Source organism: Micromonospora sp. WMMD967 (assembly GCF_029626165.1).
GTDB classification, from domain to species: Bacteria; Actinomycetota; Actinomycetes; order Mycobacteriales; family Micromonosporaceae; genus Micromonospora; species Micromonospora taraxaci.
This window is the reverse complement of record NZ_JARUBK010000001.1, coordinates 3,176,625-3,201,818: the sequence shown is the minus strand read 5'-3', so window position 1 is coordinate 3,201,818 and position 25,194 is coordinate 3,176,625. Positions and strand designations below refer to the sequence as shown.

Sequence of the window (25,194 nt, the reverse complement as noted above, 5' to 3'; positions counted from 1 at the left end):
AGGAGTTGCCGTGGGAACCCTCCGTATCCGATCCCGACACCAACCGTACGAGATCGCTGTCCTGACCGCCGCACCCGTGTGTGGCGTTCTGATGCTGACCCTCGACGTCCGGCCGACCTCCGTGCAGACGGCCATGCCCGGGCCCATCCAGGTCGCCTGGGAGCTGGGGCTGATCGCGGTGGGCGTGGGCGGATTGCTGGGCATCCTGTGGCCCGGCCGACTCTCCACCGGGCTCGGCCTCGAACTCGCGTCGGTGCTGGTGCTCGGCACGATCACCGGCATGTACGCCGTGGCCCTGGTGGCCATGTCGGGTCGACAGTCCATCGTCGCGACGTCGTTCATCATGGCCGTGACCGTCGGATCGCTCTGGCGGGCCACGCAGATCGCCGTCGACCTGCGCCGCCTGGCCCGAGCTTGCGAAATAGTTGGTTACGAACCCCTGCAGGCAGGTGTCACGTGAATACCTCCCCGGCGCCGGCCGCACCCCACTGGGTGCAGCTGGCGCTCAGTGTGCTCGGCATCCTCGGTGGCAGCACCGGCCTCGCCGCGATCGCCACCGTCGTGGTGCAGCGCGGCAAGTTCAAGGCCGACGCCGCCGACACCCTCACCGAGGCCGCGCTCACCCTGGTGCAGCCGTTGCAGACCCGGATCACCCAGCTGGAGGGCGAGGCGCTGAGCGCGCGGTCCGAGCTGGGCGTGCTCCGCGAGCAGGTCAACCAGTTGCAGTTCGTGGTCCGGGTGCTCACCCGGACCTTGGACCGCTGGCGGGCCGCGATCCGAGCCCCGGACGCCACCCTACGGAAGATCCGCGCGACGGTGGCGGAGACCGACAGAGCGACCGAGGAGCGCTGACCACGCGCGTCCCCGGCGCGGCCGCCCGGCAGTGAGGGCCCTCAGGAAGAGCCCTGGATACGGGCGCGAAGCTCGTCGACCGCCCTGCGGAACTCGGGATCGGACTCGCCCGGGTGGTGCCCCCGCATGGGTGGCGGACAGCGCTCCCCCGGGGCTGGCAGCAGGTCCGAGGGGTCCCGCAACCGCCGGTCGACCCGACCGGCCGGGTCGGTCGGGTCCGGGGGTGGATCACCGGGCCGATGGGAGGCGAAGATCCAGCCACCGATGGGGTCGGTCTCCCGCCAGAGGTTGAGCCATCGCCAGTCGACCCGTTCCCCGACCTCCCGCAGCACCTCCTCGTTCAGGTAGGCGGGGAAGATCCGGGCGTACAGACGGTCCAGCGGCGATCCGTAGGTGAGCAGCGCGACCCGCGCACGTACGCGCGGCGGCAGCCGCAGCACAGCGAGAGCGAGCAACGCGGACCCGTGGCTGTGCCCACAGAGCAGCACCCCGTCGTGCCGCTCCGTCAGTTGGGTGATCCGCTGCGCCAGCTCCGGTACCGCCCGGTCGGCGTAGCTCGGAGGCGCGAACGGGTGCGCGGCCCGGGGCCAGAAGGTGCCCAGGTCCCACAGGATGCCGACGTGCCGGCGGAACCACGGCGTCCGGTAGGCGAACACCCCACCCAGGAGCAGGGCGATCACCGCCGCCGTCGCGAAGTAGCTACCCAGGGCCAGCCCCATGCCCACCACTCCGACCGGGAGCCCGAGAAGCCGCGTCGCCAGTTCGTCGGGTGTCAGGTCGAACAGCCGCAACAGCCCCGCGGCCAGTCCGATCGCGGTGAGGGCCGCCCACGCCACGGCGAGAAGCCCCAACCACTCGGCGAACCGCGCCCGGGCGACCGCGCTCGTCACCTGACGCAGCCGCCCGACGCCCTGCGGCGGCACGGTCGGGAAGTCGCGCGCCGTGACCGCCGCTGCCGCGCGGCGACGGCGTCGCCGACTCAGCAGGGTCAACGCTCCGCACAGCAGGACGCCGGCGATGACGTGCAGGAAGAACGCCAGGATCGTCCACTGGTACGGCAGCGGCGGTCCGCCGTGGTAGCCGTCCAGCAGGTTCCCGCTCTGGTAGACGAGGTTGGCGGAAAACGCTCCGGCGAGGCCGACCGCGAAGGCCGCGACCACCGCCGAACCCAACCCCCGCGACAGCGCGCGGCGACGGTCCCCACGGCCGTGATGCCACAGCACAAGCGCACTCAGCGACACCAGCAGGATCATCTCTCCGAGCAGCACCCAGGTCGCGATGGTGTCGTAGCCGGGCAGTGCGGCCGCCGAGGGCCACGGCCGCTCGTCCAGGACGACGGCGGCGAGGGTGGCCGCGGTCAGGCCGACGGCCACCGCGCGCAGCGTCGTGGCGGTCCGGGTGACCATCCCCGTCATTGCCGCCCGATCGAGCAGGCCGGGCACGACGAGCAGTCCGGCGCAGGCCAGCAGCACCGCGACGCTGAGCGTCAGCAGCACTGCGGTCACGGCCGTCGCGCCGCCTGACACCCGGGCGACGAGCAGGATCAGACAGAGCATGGCGAGCGCGGTGGCCACGTGGATCGCCCGCAACCGCCCCACCAGTGGCTCGACGACCCACAGGGGTTTGCCGGCCGGACGGGGCCGTCGGGTGCCGAGCAACCGGAGGAACGCGATGGCGGCGATCGGCAGGAGCGACAGGACTGCCAGCCGCAACCCGACCTGACGCCCGTCGAGCCCGCCCACCGCGTCGAACGGCCCCCTGCAGCGCGCCGCGCCGAGACACCGCCAGGCGAGCAGGTCCAAGGCGACTCCGGCGGTGGACACCACGTACAGCACTGTGAGGTCGAGCGCGAGGAGCCGGCACAGCATGGTGACCCAGGCACCGCCGCGGCGGGCCGTGGGCCGCATCCACACCGCCAGGTTGCTGAGCATGAACGGCAGGAGGAGGACCAGGGAGAGGGTCCGGGCCACGGTGCCCGAGGGCAGGTCACCCCAGCGGTACGCCTCGAGCGTCACCCCGTCCGGGCCGCTGTCGGACCGTTCGGCGCGGTGGAAACCCCCGCTGTCGTCGCCGGCGACCTGCGTGGCCGGCCCCTGACCGAGAATGGTTCCGGGCTCCGCCCCGGACACGCCGTGCACCCGCAACTCCACCACGTCGTGCTCGCGCGGTGGGTCGTCGTGCTGCCCTGTTCCCTCCGGCATCGGCGGCTACCGGGCCGGCCGACCGGCGGCGTCGGAACGTCCGGCGGCCTGCCACATGACGGGCATCGCGTCGACCAGGACGATCAGCAGCAACACCCCGGCGACGACACCGCTGCTGGCGAGCTGCGGGAGCTTCCAGGTCGCCAGTCCGGCCACGACGAGGGCCGGCACACCGACCAGTCGCGCCCAGGGCAGGCCGCCGTCGACGGCGGCCGCGAGCAGGATCCGGGCGGTGAGGAACAGCGCCGGACCGATGACGCCCACGGCCAACTGTCCGTTGTCGCGGGCACCCGGGTCGTCGATCGTCATCTCCATGGCAACCGAGGTGGCCAGGACCCCGGCGATCATGACCAGGTGCAGGTAGCCGGCCATCAGCGCCAGCATGCTGCCCGGCGGCCCGGCCGCCACGACGGCGGCGCCCAACCGCGTGCCGGCGGGCACCAGGTAGAGCCGGGCGAGCGCCACCGCTGTCACGAACGCCAGGGCGAACGCCAGAGTGCTCTCCCGGTCCATGCCGGAACCGCTGTACGTGATACCGGCGATGAGGATCAGCTCACCCAACGCGATGATGAAGATCTGCTGGTAGCGCTCGGAGAGGTGGTCTCCGTTCACCTGAAGCTCGGGCCAGGTGCTGCGCCCGAGCCACGGGAAGGGCCAGCGCAGCCGTGCGAGGGCGTACTCGAGCAGCAGGGCGAGCGCCCAGAGGATCTCCCGGGCCGGGGCGACGAACGCCCCGACGATCCAGAACACGCCGGAGATCGCGAACCAGATCGCCACCCGCGCGCTGCGCGACTGCAGCCGATGCCCCCGCAGCGCCGGGAGCAACAGCGCGCCCCGGCCCAGGTGGATGGCGACGTAGGCGACGGCGAACACCAGGGCGTGCGCGTCGAAGGCGGTGGGCACGGCGGCGGCCATCAACAGACCGCCGAACATCACCCAGAGCAGGAGGACGACGATCAGCGGGGCACGTGGGTCGAACCAGTCCGCCGACCACGCGGTCACGAACCACACCCACCAGATCGCCGCCAACAGGATCAACACCCGGAAGCCGCCGCCCATGCTGAGGTCGTCGAGCAACGCCCGGGACAGCCGGGTCAGCGCGAAAATGAACGCCAGGTCGAAGAAGAGTTCCAGGAACGACGTCCGGCGGGGATTCTCACGGCGTTGGAGCAGCCGGTTGGCAAGCCCGTTCGTCATCGCCCGCCTTCCCTGACGTCAACTGCCGCCCCAGTCGTACCACCTGGGCAGCCGGGCCCGGGCGCGTTCCCCCAGGCCCGGCCGTCGTCCTCAGCGGCCGCTGGAGACGGCGGGCCGGGACGTCAGGTCCGACGCCACGTCCCAGAGCCGCTCGGCGTTGCCCGGGTCGACCGCGTACGCGGCCACACCGCTGTAGTCCGCCGGCCGCTCGGTGACGACCGCAGCCTCGGCACAGTCCTCGAAGTAGCGACCGCCGACGCCGTCGAGCAGCGGGGACGCGGCGAGCAGCACCGAGGTCGCGGCACCCTGCTGCGGGGTCTTCTGCCGCTCCTTCGGGGTACGCAGCCCACCGGTGTGCTTCTGCAGACCGGTCGCGATGGCCCCGGGGTTCAACGCGTTGGCGTAAATGCCCTCACCGGACCAGCGGCGCGTCACCTCGACGGCGAGCAACGCCTCGGCGCTCTTGGACTGCCCGTACGCCAGCAACGGATCGTACGGGCGGAACGCGAAGTGCAGATCGTCGAAGACCACCGGGGAGAACAGGTTGCCGCTGGAGCTGACCGACACGACCCGGGCGCCCCCGGCGGCGGCAAGCGCGTCGTGCAGGCCGACGGTCAACGCGAAATGCCCCATGAAGTTGGTCGCGAACTGCATCTCCCAGCCCTCGACAGTACGCTCCAACTCCGGCAGCGCCATGATCCCGGCATTGTTGACCAGGATGTGCAACGGCTGATCCCAGCCGGCGACGAACCGGCGCACCGAATCCTGATCGGCCAGGTCCAACTCGCGCACGGTCACCCGGTCCGCGCCGATACCGGCCGCGATGTCGGCAGCGGCCTGCTCGCCGGCGGCGACCCGGCGTACCCCGAGGACCACCTCGGCACCGGCAGCGGCCAACGAGCGAGCGGTCTCCACGCCGATCCCGGCGGCCCCTCCGGTGATCACGGCCCGCCTACCGGTCAGGTCGACCCCGGCGATGACCTCGTCGGCGCTCGAGGCGAAACCGAACGGGGTCACGATTCGCTCAGTCATCTCTGTCCCATCTCCCGATCACGCATACGCCAACCACTGTCACCCAACCAGCGGGCGATGTCCGGGTCCTGGTTTTCCTGGTAGTGACAGGACCAGGATGAGCGGCCGGTCGCCGCTCCTACGATGGGCTGGTGAGCACGGCCGGCCCGCTCGGCGAGTACCTGCGTGCCCGGCGCGAGCTGATCGGGCCGGGCGACGTAGGGCTGCCCGCGCACGGCCGTCGGCGGGTTCCCGGCCTGCGTCGTGAGGAGGCCGCCCTGCTCGCCGGCATCAGCGCCGACTACTACCTGCGGTTGGAGCAGGGTCGGGACCGGCACCCGTCGGCGCAGGTGCTCGACGCGCTGGCCCGCGCGCTGCTGCTGGACGCGGAGGCCACGGCGCACCTGCACCGCCTCGGCGCACCGGTCCCGACCCGCCGCCCGGCGCGACGGCCGGAGCGGGTGCCGGCGGGAGTCCGGCAGTTGGTCGGGTCGTGGACCGAGACGCCGGCGTTCGTGCACGGTCGGTATCTGGACGTGCTCTTCGCCAACCCCCTGGCGACCGCGTTGGCACCCATCTTCAGCGCCGGGGTGAACCTGCTGCGCGCGGTATTCCTGGACCCGAGCGTTCCGGCGCTGTACCCCGCACTCACGGCGGTCGCGGCGAACGCGGTGGCCGGCCTGCGCGCGCAGGTCGGCACCGAGACGGATGATCCCCGACTCACCGAGCTGGTCGACGAGCTGACCACCGGCAGCGAACGGTTTCGCCGGTTGTGGGCTCGCCACGACGTCAGCGCCCGCGCCGGCGGTGGATTGCGGGTGTTCCATCATCCGCGGGTGGGCGAGTTGGAGTTGCGCTACGAGAAGTTCACGATCAGCGGCACCACCCAGTCGCTCGTCGTCTACCACGCCGATCCGGGCAGCGGGTCGGCGCGCGCCCTGGCCCGCCTGGGAGTGCAGGGGGCGCCGGGTTAGCCGGCGGTCGCCCGCTCGGCGACCACCACCGAGATCCCGTCGAGGACGCGTTGCAGACCGAACTCGAAGGCGTACTCCGGGCCGTACGCGGCGCCGTGCTGCTGGCCCGCCGCCGTGCCGACCCGGGAGGCGGTCGGGTAGGCGTCCGCCGTCATGAACGTCTCCAGCCAGGGCGCGTGCGACTGCCACCACTGGCCGTCGGTCATGCCGGTCTCGCGTTCCAGGTCGACCACCTCGGAGGCGGCCCGTGCCGCGCTCTTCACGTGGCCGAGCACCAGGGTGAGCACCGCGTCCATCTCGACGTCGCTGAGCCCGATGTCGGCGACCGCGCCGAGCTCGTAGTCGTACTTCGCCACCAGGTGCGGGCCGAGCACCGGTCGGGTCGTCTCAGCCCGCAACATCCAGGGATGCCGCTGATAGAGCGCCAGGTTGTCGCGGGCGATCCGGTCCAGCCGGGCCCGCCAGTCGCCCTCGACGGTCGGGCGCGGCATCTCGCCGTACGCGCTGTCGATCATGACGGCGACGAGTTCGGCCTTACCCGGCACGTAGGTGTAGACCGACATGGTGCCGACACCCAGCGCCTCGCCGACCCGACGCATGGTCAACGCGTCGAGGCCCTCCGCGTCAGCGATGTCGATCGCCGCCCGGACGATCCGATCGACGCTGAGCCCGGGCCCCGCGCTGCGGCTGGCCGGCTCCGTCGTGCGCCAGAGGATGGCCAGGCTCCGGGCCGGGTCCGCGGTCGCCTTGCGCTCACTCGCCATGGTGCGGCCATCCTAACAACGCGGGCGTACGCCGTACGCCGCTGGCGCGCGCTCGCACCCGGCCGCCGAGATCCGGTCACACGGCCTCGCGGTCGTCGGACAGTGCCGGGCCAGCGGCGGCGGGCACCAGGTGTCGTACGTCCGGTTCGCCGTCGGTCAGCTCCCGGGCCCGTTCCTCGGTCGCGCGGTCCTCGCCCGTCAACCGGCCGCCGTGCTGGCGCAGGTGTTCGCCCCAGGACGGCACCAGGTACACCTCAACGAACCGGTCTGTCGTCTCCGCCGGCCGGAACAGCCCCCAACGCATCGCGCCGGTGCGCTGCCGCGCGCCGCGTACCAGGTCCATAGCCGCCAGGAACGGCTCGGTCCGCTCCGGCCGCACGGTGTACTGCACCATGACCAGCACCGGCCCCACCCCCGGATCCGGCTCGTGCGCCAGGTGCAGTTGCGGCCAGTAGGCGGCCGGTTCCCGGTTCACCCCGCGCATGTTCGGCAACGGCCAGATCCGACTCGTCACGGTGCCGACGAACATCAGCGCCGCCGCCGCGAGGTAGGCGACAACCAACCCGGCCATGTCGGCCACGAGCCCCCAGATGAGCGCGCCGACCGCCTGCCCGCCGGCGAAACAGACCTGGTAGACGGCCAGACCTCTGGCCCGTACCCAACTGGGCAGGAAGAGCTGCATCTCGGCGTTGACGTTGGCCAGCACCGTCACCCAGGCCATCCCGGCGGGCAGCAGGGCGAGCAGCACCAGCGGCACCGCGTCCACGGTGCCGACCACGGTCAGCGCCACGGTGAACAGCGCCCCGGCGATCAGCAGGAGCTGGTTGGCCGACAGGCGGGTGCGGATCACCGCCAGCAACACGCCACCCGCGATGGCACCCACGCCGAGGGCGGCCAACAGCAGCCCGTACCCGCCGGAGCCCAACCCCAGTCGACGGCTGGCCACCAGCGGCAGCAACGCCCACAGTGAGCTGGCCGGCACGACGAAGACCAGCGCGCGGCGCAACAGCCGGCGCACGGTCGGCGAGTGGCGTACGTAGCGGCTCCCTGCGCGCAACGCGGCGGCGAACCGCTCGGGCACCTCGACCGCGCGGGCGTCGCCGGGCCGCCAGCGCCACAACGCGTACGTGAACACTCCGAACGCGATGGCGTTGAGGCCGAAGACCGGGGCGACACCGGTGCGGGCGATCAGCACGCCGGCCACGGCCGGCCCGACGGCCCGCGCCACGTTCACGCTGATCGAACCCAGCGCGGACGCCGCTCGCAGCTGGTCCTGTGGCACCAGCTCCGGGATCACCGCTGCCCAGGCCGGCAGGGTGAGCGCCTGCCCGACCCCGAACGCGAAGGTGAGGGTGAGCAGCAGCGCCGGGGGCATCCGGTTGGTCAGGGTGAGCAGCGTCAGCAACACCGCCACCGCCACCAGGAACAGCTGCACGGCGATCAGCAGGTGCCGGCGGTCGAAGCTGTCCGCCAGTACGCCGGCGGGCAAGGCCAGCAGCAGCACCGGCAGCAGGCTCGCGGTCTGAACCAGCGCGACCAGGGTGGATGCGTTGGAGTGGTGGATCAGCAGCCACTGCGCACCGACGGTCTGCATCCAGGTACCGATGTTGGCGATGAGCAGGGCCAGCCACAGGTTGCGGTAGACCGCGGTCCGCAGCGGCGCCCACGCCGAAGCCGGACGGTCGTCGGGTCCGGCTGCGGCCGTCACCACCGCCCGTCCGCGCGCAGCACGCGCTCACCGGAGACGTAGAGGTCGTCGGGTTCGAGCAGCAGTAACCGGACGACCTCGGTGGCGACCTGTTCCGGCATGGCGTACACCTCGTCCAGGAACTCGGCCCCCACCCGTTCCTGTAGCCGCGTCGGCATCGGCCCGGGATGCAGCTGCATCACCTTGACCCGGTTGCTGTGCTGGGCCTCGGCCAGCGAATCGACCAGGCTGCTGCCGTAGCTCTTAGTGGCCCGATAGACGGGGATGCCGGGCCGAGGGGCCGCCAGAGCCAGCGCGCCGATGTACACGACGTTGCCGTAGCCCTGTCGGTGCAGGTGCCCCACCGACTCCCGCAGGAGGTACGTGATACCCAGAACGTTGATTTCCACGGCCCGGCGGATGTGCTCCACCGACAGGTCCGCCAGCTCGCCGCCCGCCCACATCGACGCGCAGACCGCCACTCCGTCGATCGCTCCGTAGCGCTGCACCACCTCGACGAAGCCCTCACGGACCTGCTCGTACGAGGAAATGTCGCAGACGACGCCGTCGCACCCCAGCTCGTCGGCTGTCGTGGCGACCTCGGACGCCTCGTTGCCGAACACCACGACCCGGTGTTCGTCGACCAGCAACCGGGCCACCGCGAGGCCGAGGCCACTGGTACCACCTACCACCAAGAAGGTTCTGGCACCCATGTCTCTCCAGCCGCCGCCAGCGCAGGTCACGCGAACCGCGTGACGTCGCGTTCTTCCCGTTTCCGAGCCCCGCACACCCGTTCGGTCGGTAGTGCTGGACCTACCTTGGAGAGTGGATCTGGACGGCTGGGGCGGCAGTTCGCCCACGATTAGCGTCTGTGGCATGACCCCGGAACGTCCTTCCCACCTGGCCGAGGCGCTACGCCGCCGCGACTGGCTGGTCTCCGCCTGGCCCTGGCGGGCGCTGGCCTACCTGGTCAGCACCGTACCGATCGCGGGCGTGCTCGCCGTCGGGCTGCTCATCGTCGGCGCACCCCTGCTCGCCGCCGTCAACGGGCTGCTGCTGCACGACCGCCCGCCGGGCATTCCGCTCATGTTGTTCCTGGCAGTCGGCAGCCTCACCGTGCTGGCGCTGGCGCCGATCGTCAGCTTCCCGGTGGCCGCCGTGGAGCGGTGGCGACTGCGCCTGGTGGACGGCCGCCCGCTGCCTCCGTCGCCGTGGCCGGGCCTGGTCGCCCGCTACCGCACCGCCGCCGGATGGCGGGAGGTGGCGTACCTGTTCTGGCTGGGCGGGGTCACCCCGATCACGTACTGGGTGTTCCTGCTACTGCTGGTGTTCGACCTCGGGCTGATCACCAGCCCCTGGCTGGCCGGCGACCCGAACAACCCGGTGGTGGTCTGGCAGCCGATCGAGACCACCGGTGAGGCCGTCCCGTACGCGATAGTGGGTGTGCTGCTCCTGCCGGTCCTCTGCTACGCGGCCGGTCTGTTCGCCGCAGTGCAGGCCACCGTGGCCCGCTGGGCGCTGGCCTGGCCGGTCGACGCGGCGGCGTTGCGCGAGGTCGCCCGTTCCCGCACCCGCCTGGTCAGCGCCTACGAGGCCGAGCGGCGTCGGATCGAACGCGACCTGCACGACGGCGCGCAGCCCCGGCTGACCAGTCTCACCCTCCAGCTCGGCCTGGCCCGGCTGGACGTCCCCGAGGACTCCCCCGCGGCCCGGCCCCTCGCCGTGGCCCACGACCAGGCCCGGGGCCTGATGGTGATGCTGCGGCAACTGGTGCACGGCATCCGCCCGCAGAGCCTCACCGACCTCGGCCTGGCCGGCGCCGCGCGGGAGTTGGCCGACGCGTCCACGGTCGCGGTCACCGTCCGCGCCGACCTCGACGGCGAGCTGCCGGAGATCGTCGAGACCACCGCGTACTTCGTGGTGTCCGAGGCGCTGGGCAACGTGGTCCGGCACTCCGGGGCGACGCACGCCGACGTCCGCCTCACCCGGACCGGCGGCGACCTGGTGGTCGAGGTGTCCGACGACGGTCGAGGCGGCGCCGACCCGAGCCTGGGTACGGGCCTGACCGGTCTAGCCGACCGGGTCGCCGCCGTGGACGGCCGGCTGCTGCTGTCCAGCCCGCCCGGTGGGCCTACCCTGGTCCGGGTGGAGCTGCCGTGCCGTCGCTGACCACTGTGGTGCTCGCCGAGGACGAGGTGCTGCTGCGGGAGGGCCTGGTCGCGTTGCTGACCCGCTTCGACTTCACGGTCCGCGCCGCCGTCGGCTCCGCGCCGGAACTGCTGGACGCGGCCCGCGAGCACGAACCGGACCTCGTGCTGACCGACATCCGCATGCCGCCGGGCCGCCGCGACGACGGGTTGCGCGCCGCCGTCGCGTTACGCGCCGAGCGACCGCACCTGCCGGTCGTGGTCCTCAGTCAGTACGTGCAGACCGGGTACGCGGCGGCGCTGCTGGACAGCGGCGACGGCCAGCGGGTGGGCTACCTGCTCAAGGACCGGGTGGCCGAGGTCACCGAGTTCGTCGACACGCTGCGTCGGGTCACGGCCGGCGGCACGGCGATCGACCCGGACGTGGTCCGGCAACTCCTGCACCGCCCGCGCGATCCGCTCGCCGCGCTCTCCGCTCGGGAGCGCGAGGTGCTGACGCTGCTCGCCGAGGGCCGTTCGAACGCGTCGATCGCCTCCCGGCTGCACGTCACCGAGGCGGCGGTGGGCAAGCACGTCGGCAACATCCTGCTGAAGCTCGACCTGCCACCGAGCGACGACACCAACCGTCGGGTGCTCGCGGTCCTCACCTACCTACGGGCCGACCCGACGGCCTGACCTGCACCGGGTCGAGATCACGGCGACCCGCTCGGGGCGTAGATTCTCTCCGCGGTACCGCCGCCGCATCGGGGCGCGGACCAGGAAGATGGGGGCACGGGCATGGCGGAGGCGCTGCGGGTTGGTCTGTTGGGGTACGGGTTGGCGGGTCGGGTGTTCCACGCGCCGTTGATCGCCGCGACGCCCGGGCTGCGGCTCGACGCCATCGTGACCCGCGATCCGCAGCGGCGCGAGCAGGCCGGGCAGCTCTTCCCGGACGCCCGCCTGGTCGACGACGCCGACGAGTTGTGGCGTACCCCTGACGATCTGGACCTCGTCGTGGTGGCGACGCCGAACCGGCTCCACGTGCCGATGGCGCGCGCGGCGCTCGCGGCCGGGCTGCCGGTCGTGGTGGACAAGCCGTTGGCCGCGACGGCCGCGGAGGGCCGCGCGCTCGTCGACGAGGCTGCCGAGCGTGGGGTGCCGCTGACGGTGTTCCAGAACCGGCGCTGGGATGGTGACTTCCTGACCGCCCGCCGCCTGGTGGAGCAGGGCGAGTTGGGGCGGGTGCTGCGCTTCGAGTCCCGGTTCGAGCGTTTCCGTCCGACGATCAAGCCGGGCTGGCGGGAGCTGGCCGGTCCCGAGGAGGCCGGCGGCGCTCTCTTCGACCTGGGCGCGCACCTCGTCGACCAGGCGGTGCAGCTCTTCGGTCGGGTCGACCGCGTCTACGCGGAGGTGGACCGTCGCCGCGCCGGTGCGGCCGTCGACGACGACGCCTTCGTGGCGTTGACCCACGCCAACGGGGTGCATTCGCACCTCTGGATGGGCGCGATCACCGCCCAGCTCGGGCCTCGCCTGCGGGTGCTGGGCGACCGGGCCGGCTACACGACGTACGGGCTGGACGTGCAGGAGGCGGCGTTGCACGCCGGTGGCCGCCCCGACCAGCCCGGCTGGGGCGAGGTCCCGCCGGAGCGGTACGGCATGCTCGGCGTCGACGGTGACCTGCGGACGGTGACCACCCAACCCGGGTCGTACCAGAGTTTCTACGCGCAGGTGGCGGCGGCGTTGCGCGACGGCACGCCGATGCCGGTGGACCCACGCGACTCGGTCGCCACCGTCGAGTTGATCGAGCTGGCGCACCGGTCGGCGGCCGAGGGCGTGGTGCTGCCGGTCCCGACCGTCTGACCTCGTCGGGCGACCTGGGGGCGCGCGCGAAAACCGGTGGAGCGGCGGCGTCGTCCGCCGTTACCGTGCTGCGCAACCAGGTCGTCTAGGCAAGGACGGGCCGTTGTACACCCTGTGAGACACCCCGAGAGCTGATCTGTCGCGCGTCGCACCCTGTGCGCCGCGCTCCTTCTTGCTGCGGACTTTCTCACTGGAACCGGTGTACTTCTGTGCTCATCACCTGGGCCGTCGTGCCCACCTGCCTGCCCCTCGTCCGCCGTCGCTGCCACGCCTGCGCGTCGCGGCGACTGCGGCCGAGCGGCAGCTTCCGCGTCAACGCCAATCACAAACTCATCGACGTCTGGCTCCTCGCGCTCTGCACCGCCTGCGGGGTCACGGCGAAGCTCACCGTCCTAGAGCGGACGACGGTGCGCGCCATCCGCCCGGAGGTGCTGGACCGGCTGCACGACAACGACAGCGGGCTGACCGCTCAACTGCTCCAGGACCCGATCGTGCAGCGCCGTAACCGGTTCGACCTCGACTGGACCGACGCCTGGCGTCTGGACACCGACGGATCGGTTCACCTCGACCACGACGTGATCGACGTGGTCGTCCGCTTCGCGGCACGGATCCCGGTCCGGCCGGTACGACTGATCGCCGACGGTTGTGGTCTGTCGCGCGGCGAGGTCGATCGACTGATCCGGGAAGGGAGGATCGTCTCGGCGGTCCGGTTGGGCGGCAAACTCTCCGGCGACTTCACCTTCACGCTCAAACGCTGAGCGCGAGGACGTCGCGGGCAGTCACTCCTGGTGAGGGTCTCCCTCGGAGGGTGCCTCGTCCGGGGCTCGCGCGTCGTCGTCGGTCAGCGCGTCGTCGTCCAGCACGTCGTCCGACGAGGCCGTGAGGTTGGCGAGCCTGCGCTCGGCCTCCCGGACCTCCTCGTCGAGCCTGGGGTTCTCCTCAGCGGGACCCTGCGACATGGGGGGACCTCCATCGGGCGCGACCGGCAGACCTCCGTGTACCCGACCTGAGGGCAGAGACACGAGCCCGCCAGCAAGCCTTGATCAAGTGATGAAAAGTAGCTGAATCGGCTCTGCGGGACCTATTTCTCATCACTTGATCAAGGAGATCGAACATCGGCCGCTGAGCGTCTGGCGGTCCGGTGTACCGAGCACCGGGCCGGTCGGCGCACGCCGGGCTGGGGGAGCCCGAAAGCGTTGCCGACCCGGCCCGGTGCCGGATCAGCGCTGCTTCAGCTCGCGCCAGGATGGGTGGGTGCCGCGCCAGGCGTCGGCGAGGATGGCCGCCGAGGCCCGGCTGGGGCACTGCTGCACCCGCTCACGACCCGACGCCCCACCGATCTGGGCGCGGACCTCCCAACCCTGCCCGTCAGTACGGATGTACACGTCCCGGCGCCCGCGCGGGGTCGTGTCTCCGTTCCACCAGTGCTCCTCCACCTTCATTCGCCGACCGTATAGCAATTCCCGCGCAGAGGGTACGGCGCAGGTATGCCCGGACCGGGGCAAGAACGACAATCCAGGCGCAATTCGGGTCAAGCGTTGACGGATCGAAACCACAACGGGTGGTTTTTTCGCCCCTGACTTGCCAATCAGCGAGCCCTCACCCTCACGTGCGCGCGGGTCAGGTCTGGGTGGTCAGGAGGTAGTCGTCGGCTTCCGGGCTCCAGCGCAGGTCCAGCACGCCGGCGGTGGCAGCGGCCTTGCAGAACTGGAGGAAGCTGCGGTAGCCGAGCTTCTTCTCGCTGAAGTCGGGGCGGGCGCGGCGTACCTGGTTCTTCAGCCCGGACAGCGCCACCGGGTTGCCGCCACTGCCCAGGTCCGCCACGACACCCCGGAGCAGGCCGAACGCCACCTCCCGGTCACCGTGCTCGGGCAGGGAGACCTCCGGGTCACCCTTGGCGGGCCCTTCGGCCAGCTCGACCACTGTGCGCTCGGCGAGGTGGCGCAACAGTTCGCCGAAGGTGCGGAAACCGTAGTCGGACTCACTGAACGTGGGGTCCTTGCGCAGCAGGGTGCGCTTGAGTCGGGACGCGGTGACCTCGCCGTTGGCGCTGCCCTGCAACCCGGCGACCGTCTGGGCGACCAGCACGGCGAGGGTGTCCACGTCCCGGCCGGGCTCCTCACCGGCGGGTCGGCGGTCCACCTCGGGCTCCGGCTCGGGCGGGCGCTGGTTCGCGCCGACCTGACGGGTGGGACGCGCCCGCTGGCTGCGGGGCGGCGGGATGTCCACACCTTCCAACCGGTCGTAGTAGAGGAACTCGTCGCAGGCCGGCGGCAGCAGCGCCGACGTGGACCCCTCGACCCCGACACCGATCACCCGCTTGTTGAGCTCGCGCAGCTTGTGCACCAGCGGTGTGAAGTCGCTGTCCCCACTGCAGATCACGAAGGTGGAGATGTAGTCGCGCTCGAACGCCAACTCGATGGCGTCGACGGCCATCTTGATGTCCGCGGCGTTCTTCCGGGACGCGCCCATCCGTTGCGGTATCTCGATCAGCTCGACGTGCGACCGGGTGAGCATCCGTCGGTCCTCGTCGAAGTACGACCAGTCGGCGTACGCCCGGCGGACCACCACCCGGCCCCGTTCGGCGAGCGCGTCGGCGATCGGCCGGAAGTCGAAGTCCGCACCACCACGGTGGTCGCGCGCGCCGAGCGCGAGGTTCTCGTAGTCCAGGAACAGGGCGATCCGGTCTTCTTGATCCACGAGGGTCAGCCTACGCCCGGCGTGAGCTGGTCGAGGCAGACGACGCGCGGCACCTCAACTCGACAACCGTCCATTTCTTGCGGCCTGATTGTCGCTTCTTTTCGTTGTTCGCTTGCGACCTTGCAGCGTGGTGTTTAGTGCTGACATCATGGCGATCAATGCCGGGCGTCGGGGGCGCCGGGCGGGCCTCCCACCACCATCCACCCAGGAGGGTCACCGATGTTTCGGACCATCATGCCGGCGCGGGGACGCCCCGGCCGTCCGGCCGCCACCGCAGCCGCGCTCGCGGCCGGCCTCACCCTGCTGGTCGTCACCCCCAGCGTGGCCGTCGCCCGACCGACCTCCTCCCCCGGCGCGACGCCCGTCGTCACCCGGGCCGCCCTCGACCCGGCGTTGGTCGCCGGGCGCGGCGCGAACGTCGGCTTCGTCGAGCAGGAGGCCGAGAACGCCCGCACCACCGGCGAGATCATCGGCCCCGACCGGTCCGCCTACACGCTGCCCGCCGAGGCCTCCGGACGCCGGGCCGTCCGCCTCACCCCCGGGGAGTACGTCGAGTTCGTCCTGCCCAGCGCGGCCAACGGGATCACCGTGCGGTACAGCATCCCGGACGCCCCGCAGGGCGGCGGGATCACCGCGCCGCTACAGGTCGCGGCGAACGGCAAGCACGTGCGCACCATGACGCTCACGTCGCAGTACTCGTGGCTCTACAACCAGTACCCGTTCACCAACGACCCGCAGGCCGGGCTACTGCACCCGGACTGGTGGATCACCGAGTGCCAGTGCGTGCCGGCGGCCACCACCCCGTACCCGAGCATCACCACGCCGTTCCGGCCCACCCACTTCTACGACGAGCAGCGACTCCTGCTCGGACGCACCTACCGGGCCGGCGACCGGATCCGGCTCACCGCGCCACCCGGCAGCCCGGCCGCCTGGACGGTCATCGACCTGCTCGACTCCGAACTGGTCGCCCCGCCGCGGGTCCGGCTGCTCGCGGCGAACGTCCTCGCGTTCGGGGCCGACCCGACCGGCCGGCGGGACTCCGCCGACGCCCTGGACAAGGCCATCGCCTTCGCCCGGCGCACCCACCTGAAGGTCTACCTCCCGCCGGGCACCTACCAGGTCAACCGGCACATCATCGTCGACGACGTGACCATCGAGGGCGCCGGCAACTGGCACACCATCATCAAGGGCCGCGAGGTCGCCCTGCCCACGCCCGCCCCGGACGGCTCGGTGCACACCGGTGTCGGGTTCTACGGCCGGGACGCCGCCGACGGCGGCAGCCGCAACGTCCACCTCTCCGGCTTCGCCATCGAGGGAGACGTCCGGGAACGCATCGACACCGACCAGGTCAACGCTATCGGTGGCGCGATGAGTGACTCGACCGTCGACGGGCTCTACCTGCACCACACGAAGGTGGGTGTGTGGTTCGACGGGCCGATGCGCAACGTCCGGGTCACCAACAACATCATCGTCGACCAGATCGCCGACGCGCTCAACTTCCACACCGGAGTGACCGACTCCCTGGTCGCGCACAACTTCGTCCGCAACACCGGTGACGACGGCCTGGCGATGTGGTCGGAGAAGACGGCGAACGCCCGCAACACCTTCGACCACAACACCGTGCAGTCACCGACCCTGGCCAACGGCATCGCCATCTACGGCGGCACCGACACCACCGTGTCGCACAACCTCGTCGCCGACCCGGTCCGCGAGGGCAGCGGCATCCACGCCGGATCCCGCTTCGGCGCGGAGCCGTTCACCGGGCACCTGCGGATCACCAACAACACCACCGCCCGCGCCGGCACCTACGAGCTGAACTGGAACATCGGGCTCGGCGCGATCTGGATCTTCGCGCTGGACCGCAGCATCGACGCGGACATCCAGGTGACCGGCGATGCGTACCTCGACAACACGTACAACGCGATCATGCTGGTCAGCGACTGGCCGGTGAAGGACCTCTACTCGATCAGCAACGTGAAGTTCCGGGACATCCGGGTCGACGGCACCGGCACCTCGGTGGTCAGCGCCCGCGCCGCCGGGTCCGCCTCGTTCGCCAACGTGGACGCGCGCAACGTCGGCGCGGTCGGCGTCAACAACTGCGGGTCGTTCCACTTCACCCCGGCCGGTTCGGAGTTCACACTGACCGACCTCGGCGGCAACGACGGCGGTTGGCTCGCACCGTGGCTGCTGCCCAACACCATCACCTGCGACGACCGGCCGCCCGTGTCGCCTCCCCCGCCTCCGGCGCAGTGGTGAACGCGGTGGGCGGCCCGATCGTCGCGGGCCGCCCACCGCACACACCGAAGAAAGCAGGTCAGAGCAGCTTGGCGTACGCCAGCGGCACTGTCGTCGGCTGACCGTCCCAGCTGCCGCCCAACATCGCCCCGGCCGACCTGTCCACCTCGGCGCCCGGCCGGTGGACGACGACCAGTTCGACGGCGTCGGTGTCGATGAGCGTGCGGTCCTCGTCGACCACGCGGCGCACGGCGCCGATGGCGGGCACCTCGGCCTCGCCGACGCCGCTGACCACGATGGTCACCGTCGGTTCGCGCACCTCCCGCCGGCCGTCGACCTCGAAGTACTGCTCCGCCTGACCGGCGCCGGTGAGAATCGCGTGGGCGAGCGCGGTGGCGTAGATCGGGTCGCCACAGCCGTCGTACACCCAGCGGGTGCCGAGCACCGAGTGTTCCGTGGTGCCGACCAGCCAGTCCTCGGCCCCATCGAGAGGCGCGGCGCGGTAGGTGAGCGGAACCTGGTGGACCGGCCCGTCGGCGGTGCCGACCAGCATCGTCTCGATGCCGACCGCCCCGGCCGGGTCGTCGAAGCGGTACGCGCCCCGGCTCACCAGGTCCGCGGCGGTCAGCGTGCCGGAGGCGCCGACGCGCCCGGCGAACCACCGTTGGTCCGGCAGCCAGGCCGCCAGCAGGTCGAGCTTCGTGGGGCGCAGTGTGGCCCGGTGCAGCAGTGCCATGACCGCAGCCTAGGTCAGAGGCCGGAGCACGGGTTGCCGCCCACCGTGCAGCTCTCCGGCGCCCGGGCCTTGGGCCGGTTGTCGCGTACGTCGAAGCGGATCGTCTGTGACCCGCCCGCCGGCAGGGCTCCGCCGGTGAAGGTGATCGACCTGCCGTCCTGTCGCGACTCCGCGCCCTCGACGTCGTCGACGGTGCTGCCGTCGGCGAAGGTGACCACCACGGCCCAACCCGCCGCCGGCGTGGCTGCGGGGTTGCCGACCACCACTTCGCCGGTGTAGCCGAACAGCCGGCTGGAGTCGGTCTCGTAGCGGGCGGTCAACGGCGGCGGAGGTGGTGGCACCGCCGCCGTCGCTGTCGGTGTCGGCTTCACCGACGGAGTCCGACTCGGACGGACGGTCGGCGACGTGGCCGTCCGGGACGGACGCACGGAGGCTGTCGAGCGTGGGGTGGTGGCGACCGCGACGGCCGTCACGGACGGCGACGGGGACGGGGGCGCGGGAGGCGCGGCGCTCTGCTTGCCGCCGATCGGGAGCGCCACCCACGCCGCCGCTCCGCCGAGGACCGCCAGCCCGACCAGCACGGCGGCCACCGTCCGTCGACGGGCGCGGGCCGAACCGTTGCGGGACGCGCCGACCAGCGGCAGTTCGGTGGTCATTCCGCCGTCGCCGCGCCGCAGGTCGACCTGTTGGAAGGCGAGCCAGTCGAGGATGGCCGGCAGTCGTACGGTCAGCGCCTGCCGGAGTTGCTGCTCGCGTGGCTTCTGCTGCTCGACGGACCACCCGCCGTGCGTGGTGACCTCCCGCACCTCCAGCCGGCAGCCCTGCGCCGTGGCCGTGACGTCACAGGTCACCTCGCTGAGCCGGCCGGCCTCGTCGCAGGCCAGCACGAGACGGTCCGGCTCCTGCCGGTCGGTCACCTCGACCTCGACGTCGGCCCCGAAGCCGGGCAACCCGGCGGTGCGCAGCAACAGCCGATCCGGTACACCCTCCAGCGTCTCGGCATCGGCGAACCACCGGCCGAGCAACTCCCGATCGGTCAATGCCAGCCACACCCGCTCGGGTGGGTGGGACAGCTCGACCTGCGCGCCGATCTCGATCACGGCGAGACTCTAACGGGTCTCCCGCCCGTCCTGCCCCGCCCGCCCGGGCCGGTGGCCGGCGCCTTGGTCATCCCCAGCGGGTCGACCGCTCGGTCAGCGCGGTGAGGGCCGCCCGGGCACCGGCGCTCACGTCGGCGACGACCTCGGCCGCCGGCAGGTCCCGGGCCAGCGTGTGCGCCTGCCCGGCCCAGGCGTTCGCGACCGACGCGTCCCCGTCGCGCCGGGCGGCGGCGAGCAGCGGGCGCGTCAGGTGCAGCACCTGTGGGTAACCGGCCGGTGCCGTGGCGTCGTGCCGGCGCAGGAAGTCGTTGGTCACGCCCCGGGCCCGCTTGCCGGTGAACGACCGGGTCAGCGCGGTGGGCGCGGTACTGGCCACCGCCTCCCGGTGCATCGGCGAACTGCCCGCCTCCGGGCACCGCAGGAAGGCGGTGCCGAGCTGCGCGGCGGTGGCGCCGGCAGCCAGCACGGCGGCCAGCGCGGGGCCGTCGACGATGCCCCCCGCCGCCACCAGTGGCAGGTCGCAGCGGGCGGCGGTCAGCCGGAGCAACGGCAGCAGCGCGTAGTCGTCGTCGTCCGGCAGGCCACCGCGGTGCCCACCGGCCTCGGTGCCCTGCACCACGACCGCGTCCACCCCGAGGTCGGCGGCGGCCGTGGCGGCCTCCGGGCGGGTGACGGTGGCCCACACCTCGGTGCCGCGTTCACGCAGGGCGGCCACCGCCGCCCGGTCGGGCAGCCCGAACACGAAGGACACCACCGGGACCGGGTCCGCGAGCAGGGCGGCAAGCTTCTCCGGGTACGCGTCGTCGCCGCCCACCGGCTCGCCCAGGCTGACGCCGCGCTGGGCGGCCTGCGGGGTGAGCCGTTCGGCGTACGCCCGGATGGCGGCCTCGTCGACGTCGCCCGGGTCGGGCAGGAAGAGGTTGACCCCGAACGGCCGGTCGGTGCGCGCGCGGACCTCGGCGACGTCGGCGGCCAGCCGGTCGGCGTCGATCATCCCGGCGGCCAGGAAGCCCAGTCCACCGGCCGCGGAGACGGCAGCCGCGAGCGCGGGCGTGGACGGGCCGCCGGCCATCGGAGCGGCGATGATCGGGTGACGCAGCGTGGACAGCGTGGACATGGGACTCATCCTGCCGCACCGCGCCGTCCGCTCAGCGGCGTGCGGTGTGCCTCCACCGCAGCACACCGGCCAGCCCGAGCAGGGCCAGCAGTGTCCCGGCGCCGGCGACCAACAACCAGATCCGGCCGCCGGGCCCGATGGTGTCCTCGGCGATCGGGCGGACGTCGGTGGGCGACACCGGGCCGGCGGAGCCCGTCGGGGCCGTTGTCGGTGCCGGCTCGGCCGTGGCCGGGTAGCGCAGGATCGTCGGACGGGTGCCCGGCGGTTGGTCGGCGGATTCGGAGACGGTGAGCAGCGACCCACCGTCGCGACTGTAGGTGATCGACTCGCCCTGCGGTTCGTCCGGCAACGGCGTGGTCCTGGGGGTGCCGGACGTCAACGCCCTGACCACGTCCCCATCGGGGACGTCGTACTCGAAGGCGTCGGCGTAGGTGCGCAGCACCACCCGACGTCCGTCCGGCGCGGTCGCCGCGCCGGTGACCACACCCCGCCCGAGGAACGAGAACGGGTTGCTGGTCGTCGTCGTCGGGAGGGTCACCTGGCCGGCCGGGGCCAGCGGCGTCGTCGCCCCCGCTCGGAGCGCGGTGGTCGGGCGGTACAGGAAGACGGTGCCGCTGCCACCCTTGGTGATGATCATCGGTTGGCCGTCGGCGTCCAGCAGCAACGCCTCGGCGTCGTGCGGGCGGTCCGGGTAGGTCATCCGGTGCAGCACCGGCTGCTCCGCCCCCGGTGCGAGCCGCCACACCCCGACAGTCGTACGCGAACGGTCGTTGTCGCCGATGTCAGCGACCCAGACGGTGCCGTCCCGGCCGACGGCCAGGTCCTCGGTGTCCCTGGGCCGGGACGGGTAGGAGACCGCCCGGACCACAGCGCACCGCTGGTCGAGGAAGAAGATCCGACGGCGGGCCTCGTCGTCCGCGCCGTCGTTGACGACCACGTACCCGTCGTCGGTCGCGACCATCCCGGAGAGTTCGCGGAGCCGGTCGTCGCGGATCTGGCACACCGGCGTGCCGACCGCCGCCGCGACCGCCACCCCCGGGGTCAGCACCACCGTCGGTACGACCACGCCGGTGAGCAAGGCCCCGAGCGCCGCCCCCACCCGGGCACGCCGTCCCCCGCCCAACCGTCCGCGTACCCGCATCGCCATCCTCCTCGTCGCGGCCATGCCCCGGCCACCCGCCCATCTTGTCCGATCCCGACCACCGACGGCGGCAGTCGCGGGTACGCGTCCACACCCCTGGTCGATGTACCGTCGCTCCGCCTCGTTCTCGATCGGAGGGATGATCATGCCCGGGACCGACACCTCCGCGGCCCGCCCGTTCGGGCGGCGGCTTCTCCACCGCCTGGGCCGTCCGAGCACTGGCGCGGCTGTCGTCTGGGTGCCGCTCGCCGCTGTCGTGTGCGGCCTCTTCGCCGGCGCGTCGGCCAGCCGGGCCGCCTGGGAGACGTCCCGGCCGCAACCCGACCGGGCCGAGGCCAGCGCCATCCTGACCTCGGCCTTTCCCGGCCACGACCTCGGCGAGATCGACACCCCGCCGGCGCTCTTCGTCGTCTACGGCCACGCGTTGCGTCTGGGCACCGTGAAGACACTGGTTCTCGGTGACGGCGGCGAGTACCAGGAGAGCGCCACCAGCGCCGCCGCCCTCGGCGCGCCACCGGTGCCCGCCGAGCAGATCGTCGCGGTGGCCCGGGACCGCCTCTCCGGTGCCGGCTGGACGGTGTACGACCCGCAGGTGACCGAGGGCATCAGCTGCGCGGACAAGATGTGCGCCACCCCGTTCGCGATCACCGACACCACGCTGGTCGCTCGACGCGGCGACACCATCCTGAACGCCTCGATCTCGTCGCAGACCGCCGCCGACGCCTCCTACCTTGCGGTCGAGCTGCACCGCGCGCCACCGCCGCTGGTGGTTCCCGCCGGGGTGCTCGGCACGCTGCTGGGCACGGTGGCCGGGTGGTGGGTCTTCGCCTGGGCCAGCCGCCGCTGCGCGCAGCGCGGCAGCGCCGTGCGCGTCCTGCTGGGCGTGGCCGTGGCGCTGTGGTGGCTGCCGGTGCTGCTGGCCGTCCCGTCGCTGCTGCGCCACCACCGCGACGAGCCACACCCGGCCTGGCATCCGTTCTGGGAGTGGCTTGGTCAACCGGCCGCGTCATTGCTCTTCCTGGTCGGCTCGGTGTGCGCGCTGCTGGGGCTGGGACTGGCCGCCGTGCCCCGCCGGGAGAGGTAGCAAGCGTGCGACGGGCAACCGCGGGTAGGCAGCGGCCCGGCGGTATGTCGAGACACGCCGGGCAGGAGGCTCCGATGAGCACGTACCGGGACGATCAGGACGACACGTTCCCTCCTCCGGAGGCGGATGCCCAGGAGCAACGGCAGAGCGCCGTGGACTACGGGCCGCCGGACCGGGTGTCGGGTGACGTCGACCCCGAAGCGTCCGAGGCGGACCTGGCCGAGCAGGGCGCCCTGCCGGCGGGCGCGCTCGAAGACGTGACGTCGCTGCCGGCCGACGCCAACCCGGCCGACGCCCTCGAACAGCGCCAGGAGATCCCGACCCGCGACGAGGGCCGTCGAACCTGACGCACCCGCTGCCGCCCTGACCCGACACGCTGCGGACAGCGTTATGACTGTGGGTCATAAATATGACTCACAGTCATAACGCTCGCCCGGACGTCCGTGACCGTGGCGGCCCACTCGACCGGCGTCTGCTCACCGGACAGCACATCTAGCCCGCGACGACCTGCCAGAGCAGGAAGGCGTTCAGTGCGACCACCAGGACCGCCACCAGGGACGCGGCGGCCGTGGTGAGCGGGTGGTTGACCAGGTTGCCCATCAGGTCCCGGCGGCGGGTGAAGGCGACCACCGGGATCAGCGCGAACGGGATACCGAAGCTGAGAATGACCTGGGACAGCACGAGTGCGCGGGTGGGGTCGAGGCCGATGGCGAGCACGGCCAGCGCGGGCGCCAGGGTGACCAGCCGGCGCAGTAGCAGCGGAATCCGCCGCCGCAGGAAGCCCTGCATGATCACCTCGCCGGCGTAGGTGCCCACGCTCGTGGAGGCCAGCCCGGAGACCAGCAGGGCGATGGCGAACCCGAACGCCGCGGCGGTGCCGATGGTCTGGCCCAGTCCGGCGTGCACACCCTCCAGGCTGTCCGCGCCACCCGGTCCGCCACCCCGGAAGCTGGCGGCGGCGATCAGCAGCATGGCGAGGTTGACCGCGCCGGCCGCGCTCAGGGCGAGCAGCACATCCGTGCGTTGACCACGGAACAGGATCCGCCGCTCGGTGTCGTCGGTGGCCGGGATGCGGTCGCGGGTCAGCGCGGAGTGCACGTAGATGACGTGCGGCATGACTGTGGCACCGAGGATGCCGGCAGCCAGCAGCACGCTGTCGGTGCCCTGGAGTCGAGGCACCAGGCCGGCCACTGCGGAGCCCGGGTCGGAGCCGGCGGCGAGCAGGTTCGCCGCGAAGGCCAGGACGATGACGCCGAGCCCCACGGCGATGGCGATCTCGAACGCGCGGAAGCCTCGCGAGCGCAGCGCCAGCACGGCGAACGCTGTGGCGCCGATGATGATCCCGCCGGGCAGCAGGGGGATGCCGAAGAGCAGGTACAGGGCGACCGCGCCGCCGATCACCTCGGCCAGGTCGGTGGCCATGGCGACCAGTTCGGCCTGCACCCACATGGCCTTGTTGAGAGGCTTCGGCAGGCGTTGCCGGCACAGCTCGGGCAGGCTGCGACCGGTGGCCAGGCCCAGCTTCGCGGTGAGGGTCTGCACCAGCATCGCCATCAGGTTGGCCACCACCACGACCCAGACCAGCAGGTAGCCGTACCGGGCGCCGGCGGCGGAGTTGGTGGCGAAGTTGCCCGGGTCGACGTACGCGACAGCGGCGACGAACGCCGGGCCGAGCAGGATCAGTCGCCCGCGTACGCGGCCGCGCGCGCGGGCCACCTGTAGTGGAGTGGCCTTCGTCGTCGTCAGTTCGTTGGTGACCAACGCACACCTCCCCTTCCGCCTGGATCGCTGCCTGTTCCTTCCCGAGCCGCTGACCCGTGGGGGCCAACCTCTGGCCTGCCGGTGCCACAGGGTCGACACGCCGGGTGGTCGACGGTGACGCGCCGGGCCGGGCCGGGTGCGCGCCGCGACGGCCTTGACAGCAGTCGCCGTGCCGGTGAAGCTGTCTATTAGTCCTACTGTCGTAGGACAACAGGAAGGATCATCGCGAGTGATCGAGTTCGTACTGGACAGCCGGTCGAAGGTGAACACCTACATGCAGCTCGTCCAGCAGGTGAAACAGGCTCTGCGGGTCGGCCTGCTGACACCGGGCGACCAGTTGCCGAAGGTCCGGGACGTCGCCCAATCCCTGGCGATCAACCCGAACACGGTGCTGAAGGCGTACCGGGAACTGGAGATCGAGGGTCTGGTCGGCGGCCGACCCGGGGTGGGCACGTTCGTCCAGCGCACCCTGGCCGGCGCGTCCCTGCCCAACCAGGCCGAGCTACGCGACGACCTGGTCGCCTGGCTGCACCGGGCGCAGACCGCTGGCCTCACCGCCGAGGACGTCATCGCCCTGGTGGAGACCACGCTGCGCGCCACCCTCGCCGACGACACCCCGCAGAAGGAACCCGCATGAGCGGAACGAGA

25 protein-coding genes are annotated in these 25,194 nt (G+C 72.1%); 11 read left to right on the top strand and 14 right to left on the bottom strand.

From position 1 onward, the window contains the following. Positions 1 to 10: 10 nt before the first annotated feature. A complete protein-coding gene (locus O7631_RS14985) occupies positions 11 to 460 on the top strand; it encodes a hypothetical protein (RefSeq protein WP_278144774.1) in 450 nt (149 codons plus the stop codon). Continuing rightward, the gene (locus O7631_RS14980; protein WP_278144773.1) at positions 457 to 852 is read left to right on the top strand and encodes a hypothetical protein; all 396 of its coding nucleotides are present in this window, start codon (positions 457 to 459) and stop codon (positions 850 to 852) included. The genes O7631_RS14985 and O7631_RS14980 overlap by 4 nt, the downstream gene beginning before the upstream one ends. A gap of 41 nt (positions 853 to 893) precedes the next feature. Here O7631_RS14980 and O7631_RS14975 read toward each other — a convergent pair whose 3' ends face one another. From O7631_RS14975 to O7631_RS14965, 3 genes are all read right to left on the bottom strand, one after another. Continuing rightward, positions 894 to 3,053: a hypothetical protein gene (locus O7631_RS14975; protein WP_278144772.1), complete on the bottom strand. Its 2,160-nt coding sequence runs from the start codon at positions 3,051 to 3,053 to the stop codon at positions 894 to 896. Positions 3,054 to 3,059: 6 nt separating this feature from the next. Continuing rightward, positions 3,060 to 4,250 (bottom strand): low temperature requirement protein A, encoded by a 1,191-nt coding sequence (locus O7631_RS14970; RefSeq protein WP_278144771.1) that lies wholly within the window; start codon positions 4,248 to 4,250, stop codon positions 3,060 to 3,062. Between the two features lie 90 nt (positions 4,251 to 4,340). After that, positions 4,341 to 5,282, bottom strand: coding sequence for an SDR family NAD(P)-dependent oxidoreductase (locus O7631_RS14965; RefSeq protein WP_278144770.1), 942 nt, complete (start codon positions 5,280 to 5,282; stop codon positions 4,341 to 4,343). Positions 5,283 to 5,413: 131 nt separating this feature from the next. Here O7631_RS14965 and O7631_RS14960 point away from each other — a divergent pair, with 131 nt between their 5' ends. After that, positions 5,414 to 6,235, top strand: a complete 822-nt coding sequence (locus O7631_RS14960; RefSeq protein WP_278144769.1) for a helix-turn-helix domain-containing protein — start codon at positions 5,414 to 5,416, stop codon at positions 6,233 to 6,235. On the opposite strand, the gene O7631_RS14955 is transcribed toward O7631_RS14960, so the two are convergent. The 3 genes from O7631_RS14955 to O7631_RS14945 all read right to left on the bottom strand — a co-directional run bounded on the left by O7631_RS14955 (position 6,232) and on the right by O7631_RS14945 (position 9,399). After that, entirely contained in the window at positions 6,232 to 6,999 is a 768-nt protein-coding gene (locus tag O7631_RS14955; RefSeq protein ID WP_278144768.1) for a TetR/AcrR family transcriptional regulator, read from the bottom strand. The genes O7631_RS14960 and O7631_RS14955 overlap by 4 nt on opposite strands. 76 nt (positions 7,000 to 7,075) lie before the next feature. After that, complete coding sequence (locus O7631_RS14950) at positions 7,076 to 8,710, bottom strand: MFS transporter (protein WP_278144767.1); 1,635 nt, start codon at positions 8,708 to 8,710, stop codon at positions 7,076 to 7,078. Beyond that, a complete protein-coding gene (locus O7631_RS14945; protein ID WP_278144766.1) occupies positions 8,704 to 9,399 on the bottom strand; it encodes an SDR family oxidoreductase in 696 nt (231 codons plus the stop codon). The genes O7631_RS14950 and O7631_RS14945 overlap by 7 nt, the downstream gene beginning before the upstream one ends. 163 nt (positions 9,400 to 9,562) lie before the next feature. Between O7631_RS14945 and O7631_RS14940 the strand changes: the two genes are divergently transcribed. From O7631_RS14940 to O7631_RS14925, 4 genes are all read left to right on the top strand, one after another. Beyond that, positions 9,563 to 10,855, top strand: a complete 1,293-nt coding sequence (locus O7631_RS14940) for a sensor histidine kinase (protein ID WP_278144765.1) — start codon at positions 9,563 to 9,565, stop codon at positions 10,853 to 10,855. Further along, positions 10,843 to 11,508 (top strand): response regulator transcription factor, encoded by a 666-nt coding sequence (locus O7631_RS14935; protein WP_278144764.1) that lies wholly within the window; start codon positions 10,843 to 10,845, stop codon positions 11,506 to 11,508. The genes O7631_RS14940 and O7631_RS14935 overlap by 13 nt, the downstream gene beginning before the upstream one ends. 102 nt (positions 11,509 to 11,610) lie before the next feature. Further along, the gene (locus tag O7631_RS14930) at positions 11,611 to 12,672 is read left to right on the top strand and encodes a Gfo/Idh/MocA family oxidoreductase (protein ID WP_278144763.1); all 1,062 of its coding nucleotides are present in this window, start codon (positions 11,611 to 11,613) and stop codon (positions 12,670 to 12,672) included. A gap of 209 nt (positions 12,673 to 12,881) precedes the next feature. Next, positions 12,882 to 13,430: a DUF1062 domain-containing protein gene (locus tag O7631_RS14925; RefSeq protein WP_278144762.1), complete on the top strand. Its 549-nt coding sequence runs from the start codon at positions 12,882 to 12,884 to the stop codon at positions 13,428 to 13,430. A 21-nt stretch (positions 13,431 to 13,451) separates the two neighbouring features. Here O7631_RS14925 and O7631_RS14920 read toward each other — a convergent pair whose 3' ends face one another. The 3 genes from O7631_RS14920 to O7631_RS14910 all read right to left on the bottom strand — a co-directional run bounded on the left by O7631_RS14920 (position 13,452) and on the right by O7631_RS14910 (position 15,372). Continuing rightward, on the bottom strand, positions 13,452 to 13,631 hold the full coding sequence (locus tag O7631_RS14920) for a hypothetical protein (protein ID WP_278144761.1): 180 nt from the start codon (positions 13,629 to 13,631) through the stop codon (positions 13,452 to 13,454). 261 nt (positions 13,632 to 13,892) lie between these two features. After that, entirely contained in the window at positions 13,893 to 14,114 is a 222-nt protein-coding gene (locus O7631_RS14915) for a hypothetical protein (protein ID WP_030335934.1), read from the bottom strand. Between the two features lie 178 nt (positions 14,115 to 14,292). Further along, the gene (locus O7631_RS14910) at positions 14,293 to 15,372 is read right to left on the bottom strand and encodes an NYN domain-containing protein (RefSeq protein WP_278144760.1); all 1,080 of its coding nucleotides are present in this window, start codon (positions 15,370 to 15,372) and stop codon (positions 14,293 to 14,295) included. 219 nt (positions 15,373 to 15,591) lie between these two features. Here O7631_RS14910 and O7631_RS14905 point away from each other — a divergent pair, with 219 nt between their 5' ends. Further along, entirely contained in the window at positions 15,592 to 17,628 is a 2,037-nt protein-coding gene (locus tag O7631_RS14905) for a glycosyl hydrolase family 28-related protein (protein ID WP_278144759.1), read from the top strand. Between the two features lie 58 nt (positions 17,629 to 17,686). Here the strand turns inward: O7631_RS14905 and O7631_RS14900 are convergent, their stop codons facing one another. From O7631_RS14900 to O7631_RS14885, 4 genes are all read right to left on the bottom strand, one after another. Then, complete coding sequence (locus tag O7631_RS14900) at positions 17,687 to 18,343, bottom strand: hypothetical protein (protein ID WP_278144758.1); 657 nt, start codon at positions 18,341 to 18,343, stop codon at positions 17,687 to 17,689. Between the two features lie 14 nt (positions 18,344 to 18,357). After that, a complete protein-coding gene (locus tag O7631_RS14895; RefSeq protein WP_278144757.1) occupies positions 18,358 to 19,443 on the bottom strand; it encodes an SRPBCC domain-containing protein in 1,086 nt (361 codons plus the stop codon). A gap of 67 nt (positions 19,444 to 19,510) precedes the next feature. After that, on the bottom strand, positions 19,511 to 20,560 hold the full coding sequence (locus O7631_RS14890; protein WP_278144756.1) for a nitronate monooxygenase: 1,050 nt from the start codon (positions 20,558 to 20,560) through the stop codon (positions 19,511 to 19,513). Between the two features lie 31 nt (positions 20,561 to 20,591). Next, positions 20,592 to 21,848: a hypothetical protein gene (locus tag O7631_RS14885; RefSeq protein ID WP_278144755.1), complete on the bottom strand. Its 1,257-nt coding sequence runs from the start codon at positions 21,846 to 21,848 to the stop codon at positions 20,592 to 20,594. On the opposite strand from O7631_RS14885, the gene O7631_RS14880 reads away from it, so the two are divergent. Beyond that, positions 21,847 to 22,785 carry a hypothetical protein gene (locus O7631_RS14880; RefSeq protein ID WP_278144754.1) on the top strand — a complete coding sequence of 313 codons (939 nt, stop codon included), beginning with the start codon at positions 21,847 to 21,849 and terminating at the stop codon, positions 22,783 to 22,785. The genes O7631_RS14885 and O7631_RS14880 overlap by 2 nt on opposite strands. Before the next feature lie 74 nt (positions 22,786 to 22,859). Continuing rightward, on the top strand, positions 22,860 to 23,132 hold the full coding sequence (locus tag O7631_RS14875; RefSeq protein WP_269680163.1) for a hypothetical protein: 273 nt from the start codon (positions 22,860 to 22,862) through the stop codon (positions 23,130 to 23,132). Positions 23,133 to 23,277: 145 nt separating this feature from the next. On the opposite strand, the gene O7631_RS14870 is transcribed toward O7631_RS14875, so the two are convergent. Further along, positions 23,278 to 24,546, bottom strand: coding sequence for an Nramp family divalent metal transporter (locus tag O7631_RS14870; RefSeq protein WP_278144753.1), 1,269 nt, complete (start codon positions 24,544 to 24,546; stop codon positions 23,278 to 23,280). Positions 24,547 to 24,775: 229 nt separating this feature from the next. Between O7631_RS14870 and O7631_RS14865 the strand changes: the two genes are divergently transcribed. Then, positions 24,776 to 25,183: a GntR family transcriptional regulator gene (locus O7631_RS14865; RefSeq protein WP_269680165.1), complete on the top strand. Its 408-nt coding sequence runs from the start codon at positions 24,776 to 24,778 to the stop codon at positions 25,181 to 25,183. Positions 25,184 to 25,194 lie beyond the last annotated feature (11 nt).